This is a genomic window from Burkholderia cenocepacia, assembly GCF_900446215.1.
Taxonomy (GTDB): Bacteria; Pseudomonadota; Gammaproteobacteria; order Burkholderiales; family Burkholderiaceae; genus Burkholderia; species Burkholderia cenocepacia.
The window spans coordinates 300594-314076 of sequence record NZ_UAQZ01000017.1 but is presented as its reverse complement, the minus strand read 5'-3'; the positions used below and the strand labels follow the sequence as shown (position 1 = coordinate 314076).

Below are 13483 nucleotides of genomic sequence, written 5' to 3'. Positions count from 1 at the left end.
CCGGTACGACCTCGGCGCCCGCTATCCGCGACCGACGAACGGCATCGCCGTCGCCATGATCGTCATGTTGAGGATGTTGGTGTCGAGCGGCAGATTCGCCATCTGCACGATCGCGTTCGCGACATGCGCGACGTCCATCCGCGCTTCGGGCGCCAGGCTGCCGTCCGCTTGCGGGACGCCTTGCGTCATCCGTTCCGTGAGCGACGTCGCGGCGTTGCCGATGTCGATCTGGCCGCATGCGATGTTGTACCGGCGGCCGTCCAGCGCCAGCGACTTCGTGATCCCGGTCACCGCGTGCTTGGTGGCCGTGTACGCGATCGTGTCGGGGCGCGGCGCGTGCGCCGAGATCGAGCCGTTGTTGATGATTCGGCCGCCCTGCGGCGTCTGCGCTTTCATCATCCGCTATGCGGCCCGCGCGCACAGAAACACCCCGGTCAGGTTCGTCGCGACGACGCTGTTCCACACGTCGAGCTCGTATTCATCGAGGGAAACGACCGGGGCGTTGCGGCCGGCATTGTTGAACAGGACATCGAGCCGGCCGAATTGTTGCGCGATCCGTGCAAACGCGTGGTCGACCGACGCTTCGTCGGTGACGTCGACCGGAAACACCTGCGCGTCGCCGCCGGCGGCGCGGATCGCGTCCTGCGTTTCGCGTAACGACGCCTCCGTGCGCCCGAGCAGCGCAACGGTGAAGCCGGCCTGGGCAAGCGCGAGGGCCGCGGCGCGGCCGATGCCGGAGCCGGCGCCCGTGACGGCGGCGAATTTCTTCGAGACAGACATGGCTGGGTTTCCTGCGGGTCGAGTAAGGGGAGGCCGGCGATGACCGATGTCATCGCCACTTCGGCAATGTAGTCGAAATGCGCCGCCGCGCCGGTTCGCGCACGCTTGCAAAGCGCGATCGATCCTGCGGCGCTGGTCGAGCACTCGCTGATTATTACCCGAATGGCAATTCTGTATCGATTTAGTGTATCGATACAGAAGATGATATAGTGCGGCCACGCCAAGCGGTCGGTTCCTTCGAATGAATAGAGGGCCGCATCGCAAAAGCGCCCGAAACCGCTTTTTCCACCGGATTCCTCCAGGAACGATTTCCATGCGTTTGCCCGGCCTTTCCGCCCTTGTCGTGCTTTTCCTCATCGCGACCTCCGCGTCGGCGGCCGGGCAGGCGGCCGATCGCGTCGCCGCGGGCAAGGCGCTGGCCGTCGCGGCCGACTGTGTCGCGTGCCATACGGTGCAGGGCGGTCAGCCGTTCGCGGGCGGTCTCGCGATGCCGCTGCCGATGGGCAACATCTACTCGACCAACATCACGCCGGACCGGCAAACGGGGATCGGCCGCTACTCGGAGCAGGACTTCGCGAACGTGCTGCGCAAGGGGCTGCGGCGCGACGGCGGCAACCTGTACCCGGCGATGCCGTACCCGTCGTACACGAAGTTCAGCGACGACGACATCGCGAACCTGTACGCGTACTTCATGCAGGGCGTCGCGCCGGTGCGTCAGCCGAACCGCGCGCCGGATTTCCCGTGGCCGCTGACCGTACGCTGGCCGCTGAAGATCTGGAACGCGCTGTATCTGCGCGAAGGCGCGTACGTGCCGAAACCCGGGCGCGACGCCGAGTGGAATCGCGGCGCCTACCTCGTGCAGGGCGCCGCGCACTGCGGTACCTGCCATACGCCGCGCGGCATCGGGATGCAGGAGCTGGCGTACGACGAAACCGGCGTCGGTTATCTCGCCGGCGCGCCGCTCGCCGGCTGGCAGGCGTTCAACATCACGCGCGATCGCGACGCGGGCATCGGCACGTGGACGACCGCGCAAATCGTCCAGTACCTGCGTACCGGCAACGTCCCGGGCAAGGCGCAGGCCGCGGGCCCGATGGCGGAGGCGGTCGAGCACAGCTTCAGCCGGATGAGCGCACGCGATCTGAACGCGATCGCCGTGTATCTGTCGACCGTGCCCGCCGCGAAGGGCGCCGATACCGCACCGCGTTCGACCCAGGGGCGTCCCGCCGACGACTACCTCGCGATCCGCGCCGCGGCCGCCGCGGGCGGGCAGACGCCGGCCGGTGCGTCGCTCTACCTCGATCATTGCGCGAGCTGCCACGGGATGACGGGCGCCGGCACGACGGACGGCTTCTTCCCGTCGCTGTTCGCCAATAGCGCGGTCGGCACCGCCACCGCGTCGAACCTGCTGCAGGTCGTCATGCATGGCGCGAGCGTGAACAACGGCGCCACGCACTATTTCATGCCGGCGTTCCAGACCGAACTCGACGATGACGAAGTGGTGACGCTGGTGAACTACCTGAGCGAACGATTCGGCAACGGCCGGGCCCGCGTGAGCGCGGCCGAGGTCGCGAAGATTCGCACGGCGCCCGCCCACTGACAGGAGAGGCACGCGATGAACGATTTCGATGTGAGCGGCGCACCGGATGCGCAGCGCCGCCGGCTCGTGAAGCTGTCGGCCGGTGCGGCGCTTGCCGCCGCGTTGCCGGCCGGCATGCTGATCGCGCGCGCGGCCACCGCGCCGCAGGCCGTGCCGCTGCGGGACTTTGCCGGAGTGGCCGCGTACCTGACGCGCCGCTCGGCGCTGCCGTCGCGCTACGTGCAGTCGGTCTACGACGGCCTCGTCGAGCAGGACCGCGAATTCCCCGCACGGCTGCGCGCGCTGGCCGTCGCGATCGGCACGGGCACGCAGCCGGTCGATACGTTCGTGCGCACGTTGGGCGTCGCCGCCCCCGAATTGCGCGCGACGGCGCTGGCCATCATCGAAGCCTTCTACACCGGCAGCGTCGGTCACGGCGGGCAGGCGCGCATGGTCGGCTACGAAACCGCGCTGATGTTCGAGCCGACCTCCGACGTCACGGTCATTCCAACCTACATCCGCGCGCGCCCCGAGTACTGGACCGCACGCCCGGCCACCGACGCCGGCTGAGCCGCCTTCGAACGAGGATCGAAATCATGAGCAGTTCCTATGACGCGGACGTCATCGTCATCGGCGCGGGCATCCTGGGCGGCGCCGTGGCGCAGTCGCTGACGCAGCAACGCAAGTCCGTCATCGTGATCGAGGCGGGGCCGGACGTGAAGCGGGCCGAGCTCGTTCGCGCGTTCCGCAACTACGGCAACAAGTCGGACTACAACGGCCCGTATCCGGATCTGCCGTGGGCGCCGAAGTCGTCCACCGGCCGCTATTCGGATCGCTACATCGACAGTGTCGGCCCGGTGTTGCAGAAGCCGTCGTTCCTGCGGCTCGTCGGCGGTACGACGTGGCACTGGGGTGGCGCGACGTGGCGCATGCTGCCGAACGATTTCCGGCTGCACAGCCTGTACGGGCAGGGGCGCGACTGGCCGATCGGTTATGACGAGCTCGAGCCGTGGTACCAGCTCGCGGAAGAACAGATCGGCGTGTCGGGCTCGGACACCGACGACCAGAGCGGGCAGGGCGGTGCGCCGTTCCCGCCGCGCTCGAAGCCTTACCCGATGCGTCAGCAGCCGTGGTCGTACCTGACGCAGCAGGTCGCGGAAAAGGTCGCGACGATCGGTCATCGTTTCGTCGACGAGCCCAACGCGCGCGCGACGCGGCCCTACGAGGGCCGGCCGACCTGCGCCGGCAACAACAACTGCGCGCCGATCTGCCCGATCGGCGCGCAATTCTCCGGCGATCGTCCGGTGCTGCGCGCCGTCGCGCAGGGCGCGCGGCTGCTGACGAATGCGGTCGTCTACAAGATCGAGCGCGGCGAAAATCGCAAGATCGCCGCGATCCACTACATGACGCCGGATGGCAACAGCACGCGCCTGACCGCGCGGACCTTCGTGCTCGCGGCGCACGGTGTCGAGATTCCGAAGCTGCTGCTGATGTCGGATGTCGCGAACACGTCGGGCCAGGTGGGCCGCAACATGATGGGACACACCGGCCGCGCGATTGCGATGCTCGCGCGCGAACCGTTGTGGGCCGGGCGTGGTCCGACCCAGCAAGGCAGCATCAACACGCGGCGCGACGGCGCGTTTCGTCGCGAACACGGCGCGATCCGGCATTTTCTCGACAACACGGTGCCGAACGAGATCGTCACGCGGCGGCTGATCGCGCAAGGTGTCGTCGGCGACGCGCTCGATGCACGGATCCGCCACGACGCGGCGCGCTATCTGAAGATCGCGAGCTACGTCGAGATCCTGCCCGACCCGCGCAACCGCGTGACGCTCGGCGATCGCAAGGATGCGCTCGGTTTGCCGACGCCGCGCACCGACTACGACGTGTACGACTATTCGTTGCGTGCGGCGTCGCAAGTGCTCGACGATTACCGCGATTTCCAGCAGGTGTTCGGTGCGACGGAGATCGTGAACGACATCCATGCGTGGGTGCCGAGTTCTCACATCATGGGCACGACGATCATGGGCAACGATCCGGCCGATTCGGTCGTCGATCGCGATTGCCGGACGCACGATCATCCGAACCTGTTCATCGCGAGCACGGCCGTGCACCCGAGTTCGTCGGTGGTCAATCCGACGCTGACCGGGTATGCGCTGGCGCTCAGGATGGCAAAGACGATTGGGGCGGAGGTGTGACGCACGCGGGGCGGCCGGCATCGCGCACGTGCTGGCGCCGTGCCCGGGCGCGTTCAGCCCCGTTTTACTTCACACACTCCAACGCATACCTCAACCCCTGCCCGAGCAACCCGCGCCACACGTCCCACGTATGCCCGCCGTCGACGATGCGCAGTTCGGCCGGATTCTGCGCGCGGCGCAAATGGGTATACAGCACGCTCGACTCCGCCTGGATCGTCAGGTCGTCGTCGCCGGCCGCGATGAACATCGGCACGCGCCAGCTGCGCGCGAAATAGCCGCGCAGCAGCGCCGGGTAGTTCAACTCGTGCCACACGCGTGAATCGAACTGCCGATCGCCGAACACGCCGACGTAGCGCGCGGCGGAATTGAGCGGCGGCTCGTTCGCATAGATCGCGGGGCTCAGCAGCATCGCGCCGCAGAACAGCCCCGGTTCGAGCAGCGAGAAGCGCAGCGCGCCGAAGCCGCCCATCGACACGCCGCCGATCGCGCGGCCCGCGCGCTGGTTCGACACCGCGAAGTGCGCTTCGACTTCCGGCAGCAGGTCGTTGAGGAACGCGCTCTGCATCTTCTCCTTGCGGTCGACGTACCAGTCGGTGCCGCCCTGCGGCATCACGATCACGACGGGCGGGATGTCGTGGCGCTCGATCAGCGTGTCGGCGGTGGCCTGCAGCCGGCCCTGCGTGACCCAGTCGTTCGCGTTGCCCGCGTTGCCGTGCAGCAGGTACATCACCGGGTAGCGCGCGCCTTCCGGGTTGTAGCCGGGCGGCAGGTAGACCGTATACGACCAGTCGCGCTTCAGCGACGCCGAGCGGAACGTGCGCAGCACGACGCTGCTGCCCGGATTGACGGACGGCTCCTGCGCGGTCGACGGGGTCGTCGCGGTCTGGACGGCCGGCGGCTGCGCGGGCGATGCCGCGGGCGCCGGTGCCGGCGGCGTGGCATGGGCGGTGGCGATCGCGCCGGCGATCAGGGCGAGGGCGAACGGAAGGGCGAGTCGGCGCATGGCGAATCGTTTCAGGAGGGGCGCCGGCTATCGTAGCAGCGGCGCATGACGGCGCGGCGCGTCATGGCCGCGAACGGAACGGCAGCCGCGCGACGAGCGGCCCGTAGAGCTTGGCGACGAGATACAGCAGCCCCATCGCGACGGCGTCGGCGGTCAGGCCGAGCGGCACGTCGAGATAGCCTTCGGTCGCCTGGTAGAGCAGCGAATCGACCGCGAGCGAGATGCCGGTGCCCGCGACGAAGCACAGCAGCCCCTGCCGGCCGATCGTGCCGATCCACGGCATCGCGTGCGCGACCTTCTTCATCCAGCCGAGGTGCACGAGCTTGGCGGCGAGCCACGCGATCGCGAGGAAGTTCACGAGCCGCAGCGCGCCGAGATTCTGCTTGATCGACGGATCGGTCGGGAACGGCTCGATGCGCAGCCGGTAGTACGCGCCGGCCGCGACGATCGCGAGCGACGCGGCCGTCAGCAGCCAGCCCTGCGGCCGGGGCGCGAGCGTCTGGTAGACCGGCTGGCAGCGCGCGATCACGCCGAGCACGAACAGGAACTGCCACGCGAACGGGTTGAAGTCCCACGGCGCGCCTTCGACGGTCGGCAAGAAGCGCGCGACGTGCGGCGCCGCGTACCACAGCGATCCGCTGAACGCGAGCATCAGCCACGGCTGCGTGCGGGCGAGCGGCAGCGCGAGCGGGACGAGCAGCGCGAAGAACGCGTACATCGGCAGCACCGACGCGAGGTACGGCTGGCGGCGGAACAGCAGGATGTCGCGCAGCGCGGCGAGCGGCTTGTGCAGCAGCCCGTCGAGATCGTTGGTCGGCATGTTCGGGCCGTCGATCGCGAACGCATTCAACGCGGCGGTAATCAGCAGCATCAGGCCGGCCGTCACGAGGAACGCGCGGTAGATCTCGAACGCCCGCCGGATGAAGCGCTGGCGTGCGGCGGCCTCGTCGTGCCGCTCGGCGAGCGAGTTGTACGCAATGGCGGTCGCGAAGCCGCCGAGGAACACGAACACCTCGGCCGCGTCGCACAGCGCGTACGCGTGCAGCGTGACGCGCGACAGGATGCTGCCGCCGATGTGGTCGACGACGATGACGAGCAGCACGAGGCCGCGGAAGAAATCGAGCTCGGCGTAGCGGCCGGCCCGGGCCGGCGCGGTCATCGGAGCGCCTTCCGGCGCGGGCCGCGTGCACGGCCGGCACGCGCCGCGCATGAATCGGGGTGAAGCATGACTTCGTGAAGAAATGGCGAACGGATGCGCATTGTGCCATCGAAGCGACGCCTGCCGGGTTTACGCGGATGGCGGGCCGGCCTGCCGCTGCCGATAAGCCCGGTCAGGCTGTCCGCGCAACGGCGCAGTTGGGCGAGCGCAACGCTTTGCATGCGACGACCCGCACCCGATGGACGGACGGTTTCCGACGTGACACCATTTTGTCCTCACGCGGCCGCACACCGCGTCGTCCGCCCTGCGGGCCACACATACAACAGACCAACATTCGCCGGGCGCTCGGCCTGCCCGGCCCTCGGCTCCGGAGATCCGTCATGAAGAAGCACGTCATTTTTGCCGCCGCGCTCGCTGCCTTCGCCGCGCCGGCCTTTGCCGAGACCAGCGTGACGCTGTACGGCCTGATCGACGAAGGCTTCAATTACACGAACAACGTCAACGTCAATGGGGTCGGAAAGACGAATTACCAGCTCGCGAGCGGGTATGCGCAGGGCAGCCGGTGGGGCCTGAAGGGCAGCGAGGATCTGGGCGGCGGGCTGAAGGCGATATTCACGCTGGAAAACGGGTTCGACGTGAACAACGGCCGGCTCGGCCAGGGCGGCCGCATGTTCGGCCGTCAGGCGTTCGTCGGGCTGTCCGAATCGCGCTTCGGTACGCTGACGTTCGGCCGCCAGTACGATTCCGTCGTCGACTATCTCGCACCGCTGACCGCGAACGGCAACTGGGGCGGCACGCTGTTCTCGCACCCGTTCGACAACGACAACACGGACAACTCGTTCCGCGTCAACAACACGGTCAAGTACGCGAGCGCCGACTGGAACGGCCTGACGTTCGGCGGCACGTACAGCTTCAGCAACAGCACGGGCTTCTCGAACAACCGCCAGTACAGCATCGGCGCGCAGTATTCGCTGGCCGGGCTGCAGGTCGCGGCCGCGTACCTGCAGGCGAACAACCCGGGCATCGGCAGCGCGGGCGCGATCGCGGCCGACGACGCGAACTTCGTCGCCGACCGGCTGCGCATCTTCGGCGGCGGCGTCAACTACACGTTCGGCCCGGCCACGGTCGGCTTCGTCTATACGAAGACCGACGTGAAGAACCCGGTATCGACGGTCTACCTGCCGGCGTCGACGTTCGCCGGCCTCGGGCTGACCGCGACGAAGTTCCAGAATTTCGAGGTCAACGGCAAGTACCAGCTCACGCCCGATTTCTATCTCGGCGCGCAGTACGTGTACACGGACGGCAAGTACGATGCGGCGGCCGGCTCGTTCAAGCCGAAGTACCACACGGTCGGCCTGATGGCCGACTACAGCCTGTCGAAGCGCACCGACGTGTACCTGCAGGGTGCTTGGCAGAAGGTGGCCGGCGACAAGACGGGCACGGCGGCCGACGGCGGCTATGTCGTCGGGACGGATGGCCCGTCGGCATCGGCGAACCAGTTCTCGGTGCGCGCCGCGATTCGTCACAAGTTCTGACCGGGTGTCGTGCCGGGGCGCACGGCCCCCGGCACGACCGTCGTCAGTCCGCCCGGCGCAGGCCGCCGAGCGTTTCCGCGAGCCAGTCGACGAAGATCCGCACGCGCGGCGCGAGATGCCGGCCGGTCGGAAACACCACCGATACGGGCAGCGGCCCGGCACGCCATTCCGGCAGCACCTCGACCAGCGAGCCGTCGGCGAGCAGCGGCGCGAGCCCGTCGCGCGGCGCCTGGATCAGCCCGAGGCCCGCGAGGCAGCACGCGAGATACGCTTGCGAACTGTTGACCGACACGACGCTGTGCATCTTCACCGTATGCATCTCGCCTGAATCCATGTCCGCATATTCCCAGTCCAGCTCGCGGCCCGTGCGGCTCGAGAAATAGCCGACCGCGACGTGGTCCGGCAGATCGTCCGGCGAGCGCGGCGTGCCGTGGCGCGCGAGATAGGCGGGCGACGCGCAATTGATCTGGGCCATCTCGCCGACGCGCCGCGCGACGAGCGACGTGTCGGACAGCGCGCCGACCCGCACCGCGCAGTCGATGCCGTCCGCGACGAGATCGACGAAGCGGTCGGTCGTGCTGATCGCGACGCGCAGGTCGGGGTAGCGCGCGTGGAAATCCGGCAGCGCCGGAATCACCTGGTTCAGCGCGAACCGTTCGGGCAGGTCGACGCGGATCACGCCGCGCGGCGACGCGCCGGCATCCTCGAACAGCGTTTCGGCGTCGTCGAGATCGGCCAGCAACCGCACGCAGCGTTCGTAGTAGGTCGCGCCCTCGGCGGTCAGCGCGACGCGTCGCGTCGTGCGTTGCAGCAGCCGGATCTTCAGGTGTTTTTCCAGATACTGGACGGCGTTGCTGACCGTCGGGCGCGGCAACTGGAGCTGCTCGGCCGCCTTCGTGAAGCTGCCGAGATGGGCGACGCGCGCGAAGATGCGCATTGCTTGCAGATGATCCATGCGGGCGAGAACCTTGGCGGGAGGAAACCAGGCTCCATTGTTAATCAGCGTCGAATGGTTTGGTGGAGCGTTTCGCGTTTATCGCGCGGCGTCGCGCGTCCAGAATCCGTTTCATCCACTCACCATTTGAAGGAAACGGACATGGACAGGCGTCAACTGGGCCGCACGGGCCCGCAGGTATCGGCGATCGCACTCGGCTGCATGGGGATGTCGGATTTCTACGGGCCGGCCGACCGCGACGAAAGCATCGCGACGCTGCACGCGGCGCTCGACCACGGGATCACGATGCTCGATACCGGCGACTTCTACGGCATGGGCGACAACGAGATGCTGATTCGCGACGCGCTGCGCGGCCGCACCCGCGACCAGGTGCGGATCAGCGTGAAATTCGGCGCATTGCGCGATCCGGCCGGCGGGTTTGCCGGCTACGACGCGCGGCCCGCGGCAATCCGGAACTTCGTCGCGTACTCGCTGAAGCGGCTCGGCACCGACTACCTCGACATTTATCGCCCGGCCCGCGTCGATCCGGCGGTGCCGATCGAGGAAACGGTCGGCGCGATCGCCGATCTCGTGAAGGCCGGCTACGTGCGCCATATCGGGCTGTCGGAAGCCGGCGCGGACACGATCCGCCGCGCGGCGGCCGTCGCGCCGATTGCCGACCTGCAGATCGAATACTCGTTGTTGTCGCGCGGGATCGAGGCCGAGATCCTGCCCGTATGCCGCGAGCTCGGCATTGGCGTGACGGCCTACGGCGTGCTGTCGCGCGGGCTGCTGGGCGGCCGTTGGACCGCGGCGCGGCAGGGCGAGCGCGACTTCCGCGCGGCGAGCCCGCGTTTCCAGGGCGAAAACCTCGCGCACAACCTCGCGCTCGTCGACGCGCTACGCGCGATCGCCGACGAGAAAGGCAGCAATCCGGCGCAGGTCGCGATCGCGTGGGCGCTGTCGCGCGGGACCGACATCGTGCCGCTGGTCGGCGCCCGCAAGCGCTCGCAACTGCAGGACGGTTTGCTGGCGACTGAATTGCAACTAACGGTCGATGATCTCATCCGCATCGAAGCGGCGGTTCCCGCCGGGGCGGCTGCCGGCGAGCGTTATCCGGCCGCTCAGATGGCCCACCTCGACAGCGAGCAGGGCCGGGGGTGATCCACGGGGTCGAATCGCCGGGCTGACAGGCCCGGCGGGCGGGCCCGAGCCAGCCTCAGGCAAAACCAGATGGCGGGCGGCATGGCGGGCAGGCACCATCGGCGCCGTACTCAACGGACGGAATGCCTGCCATGCAAATTCATACGCTGACGATCATCGTGCTGGTCTTCCTGCTGGCCGGCGCGGTGAAGGGCATGATCGGGCTCGGGCTGCCGACGATCGCGATGGGGCTGCTGACGCTCGCGATGCCGCCGTCGGCCGCGGCGAGCCTGCTGCTCGTGCCGTCGTTCATCACCAACGTGTGGCAGTTGTGGCTCGGTCCGTCGTTCGGCGCGCTGCTGCGCCGGCTGTGGCCGCTGCTCGCGGGCCTGACGGTCGGCACGCTGACGGGCGGGTTGCCGGCGCTCGCGGCCGGCAGCACGTGGACGCACGCGGTGCTCGGCGTGGTGCTGGTGCTTTACGGGCTGTGGGGGCTGGCGGCCGCGCGGCTGCCCGCGCCGGGGCGCCACGAAAAATGGCTGTCGGCCGTGGTCGGCTACCTGACGGGCGTCGTGACGGCCGCGACCGGCGTGTTCGTCGTACCGGCGGTGCCGTACCTGCAGGCGTTGCGGTTGTCGAAGGACGATCTGATCCAGGCGCTCGGGCTGTCGTTTACCGCGTCGACGATCGTGCTCGGCCTGCAATTGCGCGTGACGGGCGCACTGCAGACGGTCGATCTCGGTGTGTCGGCGCTCGCGCTCGTGCCCGCGCTGGCGGGGATGGCCGGCGGGCAATATGCGCGGCGCGTGATGAGCGAGAAGACGTTCAAGCGCTGCTTCTTCGTAGGGCTGATCGCGCTCGGCGCGTATATGGCGGGGTCGGGGTGGTGGTGAACGTGCGCCCCGGATGCTGAATGATCCCGAAGCCGGTTTCGGCAACCGGCTTCGGGAACGGTCACGGGATGGTGCTTGCCGCGCTCACGCCGGGTCGGCGTACTTCAGCGTCCATCCGACCGTGCGGGTCGCGCCCGCGCCGAGTGCGAACGGCTTCGTCGTGCACGCGAAGTTCGAATGCAGTTGCCCGACCGGCGTCGTCGACAACGGATTCGTCGCGCCGTTCACCGTGTCGAAGGCGGACAGCGCGCAGGTGTCGAACCCGGATGCCGCATAGCCGGTCGCGGCGCTGTTCGCGTACGTCACCGACACGCCGTCGCCATTGGCCTGCGTCGACGCGAAATCCGCGAACGACGTGAAATCCGTCTCGACCGCGAGGTTGCCCGCGAGCGTGCCCGAGCTCAGCGTATCGCTGCGCGAGACCGAGCCGTGCGCGAAGGTCAGCACCGTGTGCACCTGCAGGTCGAGATCCGTCGTGTACGCGGCGTTCTTCGACGCGAGCCGGAACTTCGTCGTATCGAACGACACGATCACCTGGCCGTTGCTTTCCTGCACGTTCAGGTTCCTGTAGTACGTGACCGGAATGTAGGTCTTCGCGTTGTACGTCACCTGCGGCACCAGCAGCGCATAGCCGAGGTCGGTCGTGCCGTAGATCAGCTTGTCGGAGAACGGCACCGGATAATACGGCGTGTACGAGTTGTAGTCGGGCGCCTGGCTGAGATTCAGGTTGATCACGCGACGGCCGTCGCGCACGGTGAGCAGCGCGGCGCTGTACGGATGCGCGGCATCGCCCGGCTGGTTGTACCAGGTGAGTGTGTAGCGCGGCAGCGCGTCGAGCCACGCGCGGTAGTCGGCATCGGCCATCGGCGCCTGGCCGCCGAAGCCGAGCTTGTTCCACCACGCGTTCACGTACAGGTACTGGTGCAACAGGCTGAAGTTCTCGCCCATCACGCGCGGCTTGCCGCGATACGTGTCGGTGCCGCGACCCTTGACCCACATGTTCACCGACGGCGTCGGCAGCGACGGGTCGTACCAGTACGTGTCGAAACGACGCGCGGCCTGGTAGATGAATGCGTACGCAACCTGTTTCTCCCGGTCGGTCAGCACGCCGGCATTGGCCGCGGCCGTCAGCACCTCCATGAACGCGGAATCGCCGTACGGGCCGATCGAGCGGCCGTAGTTGAAGCCCTGGCCGTCGGGGTTCAGCTGCGGCAGGATCAGGTCGACCGATTTGCGCAGATAGCCCTTCAGCTCCGGCGTGAGGTTCGCTTCGTTGCCCATCTCGAACGTGCGCTCGACCACTTCGCCGATCAGCAGCGTGCTGTAGCGGTCGAAGCGCGCCTGGTCGTAGTAGGTCGTGTGCGTGTTCGATGCTTCGTCGGAGAACCCGCCCGACGAGTCGTTGCGAATGTGGTTCGTCAGCGTGTACAGCAGTGCGTCGCGCGCGTTCATCGTCGCGACCGCCGGGTCGGTCTTCGATGCGAACGACGGGCTGCTCCAGCCGAGCTTCTGGCGCAGCCCGGCAATGCCGTAGGACACCGCATAGTAGTTCTGCGCGGTGTTGAGCGACGCGATGTCGATCGGCGTGCCGGCGGCCGGGCACGTGCTGGTCTTGCCGCTTGCATCGGGGCCGAACATGTCGCAGAAGGTGAGCCGCTGCTGCAGCGTCGCGAGCATCGCGTCGCTGAAGACTTCGTTGAGCATCCCGTGCGCCTTCAGGTTGTTCAGCGCGACGAGGTAGTAGTACTCGCCCCACGATGTGTTCGCATACGTGTAGTTGCTGCCCGACTGCGCCATCATCGCGGTCGTGATCGTCTGGTACGTCGCGAGGTAGCTTGCGTATTGCGGGTCGTTCTTCGACTTCATGTCGATCAGGATGTACGACAGGCCGAGCGCGAGCTTGCCGGGCAGGAATTTGTCGCCGGTATTCGTGTCGAGCACGTGGACGGGCGTGCCGTCGCCGAGATCCATCACGACCTGCGTGAAATCGGGCGATTTCCGGATCAGGTCGAACAGCGCGCGCATCTGGCCCATCATCGTGACCGGGATGTTCGTGCCGGCCGGCACGCTGGTGTCGGGCGCGCCGTAGACGAGCGCCTGCAGCGAGTTCGCCGCGAGCGCGGGCGTGCTGGACGAAGGAGGTGGCTGCGGCGTATCGGTCACGTCGTTGCCGCCGCAGGCGCTGACGAACACGACGGAAAGGGCGCCGAGCGCGGCGCCGAGCGTGAATCTGCTGCGCGGATGCATGGTGTCTCCAGTTTT

At 67.8% G+C, this 13483-nt stretch carries 10 protein-coding genes and 1 pseudogene; 6 read left to right on the top strand and 5 right to left on the bottom strand.

Features of this window, described 5'->3' with window-relative positions; translation table 11 throughout:
- Nucleotides 1-21 precede the first annotated feature (21 nt).
- Nucleotides 22-780, bottom strand: a pseudogene (locus DTA15_RS35935) (SDR family oxidoreductase).
- Between the two features lie 313 nt (nucleotides 781-1093).
- Between DTA15_RS35935 and DTA15_RS35930 the strand changes: the two are divergent.
- Genes DTA15_RS35930 through DTA15_RS35920 form a run of 3 tightly spaced genes read left to right on the top strand, consistent with a single transcriptional unit; the run spans nucleotide 1094 to nucleotide 4554 of the window.
- Nucleotides 1094-2377, top strand: coding sequence for a c-type cytochrome (locus DTA15_RS35930; RefSeq protein WP_006489831.1), 1284 nt, complete (start codon nucleotides 1094-1096; stop codon nucleotides 2375-2377).
- Nucleotides 2378-2392: 15 nt separating this feature from the next.
- Nucleotides 2393-2926 (top strand): sugar dehydrogenase complex small subunit, encoded by a 534-nt coding sequence (locus DTA15_RS35925; protein ID WP_006489799.1) that lies wholly within the window; start codon nucleotides 2393-2395, stop codon nucleotides 2924-2926.
- Nucleotides 2927-2952: 26 nt separating this feature from the next.
- Complete coding sequence (locus tag DTA15_RS35920; protein WP_006489815.1) at nucleotides 2953-4554, top strand: GMC family oxidoreductase; 1602 nt, start codon at nucleotides 2953-2955, stop codon at nucleotides 4552-4554.
- Between the two features lie 64 nt (nucleotides 4555-4618).
- On the opposite strand, the gene DTA15_RS35915 is transcribed toward DTA15_RS35920, so the two are convergent.
- Both DTA15_RS35915 and DTA15_RS35910 read right to left on the bottom strand, forming a co-directional pair.
- Nucleotides 4619-5557: an alpha/beta hydrolase gene (locus DTA15_RS35915; RefSeq protein WP_006489813.1), complete on the bottom strand. Its 939-nt coding sequence runs from the start codon at nucleotides 5555-5557 to the stop codon at nucleotides 4619-4621.
- Nucleotides 5558-5618: 61 nt separating this feature from the next.
- Nucleotides 5619-6716, bottom strand: coding sequence for an OpgC domain-containing protein (locus DTA15_RS35910; protein ID WP_006489829.1), 1098 nt, complete (start codon nucleotides 6714-6716; stop codon nucleotides 5619-5621).
- Between the two features lie 380 nt (nucleotides 6717-7096).
- Between DTA15_RS35910 and DTA15_RS35900 the strand changes: the two genes are divergently transcribed.
- Nucleotides 7097-8251, top strand: a complete 1155-nt coding sequence (locus DTA15_RS35900; protein ID WP_006489833.1) for a porin — start codon at nucleotides 7097-7099, stop codon at nucleotides 8249-8251.
- 43 nt (nucleotides 8252-8294) lie between these two features.
- On the opposite strand, the gene DTA15_RS35895 is transcribed toward DTA15_RS35900, so the two are convergent.
- Complete coding sequence (locus DTA15_RS35895; RefSeq protein ID WP_006489811.1) at nucleotides 8295-9206, bottom strand: LysR family transcriptional regulator; 912 nt, start codon at nucleotides 9204-9206, stop codon at nucleotides 8295-8297.
- A gap of 141 nt (nucleotides 9207-9347) precedes the next feature.
- On the opposite strand from DTA15_RS35895, the gene DTA15_RS35890 reads away from it, so the two are divergent.
- Together DTA15_RS35890 and DTA15_RS35885 are read left to right on the top strand one after the other, a co-directional pair.
- The gene (locus tag DTA15_RS35890; protein ID WP_006489795.1) at nucleotides 9348-10349 is read left to right on the top strand and encodes an aldo/keto reductase; all 1002 of its coding nucleotides are present in this window, start codon (nucleotides 9348-9350) and stop codon (nucleotides 10347-10349) included.
- Nucleotides 10350-10480: 131 nt separating this feature from the next.
- The gene (locus DTA15_RS35885) at nucleotides 10481-11221 is read left to right on the top strand and encodes a sulfite exporter TauE/SafE family protein (protein ID WP_006489790.1); all 741 of its coding nucleotides are present in this window, start codon (nucleotides 10481-10483) and stop codon (nucleotides 11219-11221) included.
- An 84-nt stretch (nucleotides 11222-11305) separates the two neighbouring features.
- Here the strand turns inward: DTA15_RS35885 and DTA15_RS35880 are convergent, their stop codons facing one another.
- Nucleotides 11306-13468, bottom strand: coding sequence for a hypothetical protein (locus DTA15_RS35880; protein ID WP_006489821.1), 2163 nt, complete (start codon nucleotides 13466-13468; stop codon nucleotides 11306-11308).
- Nucleotides 13469-13483: the final 15 nt, after the last annotated feature.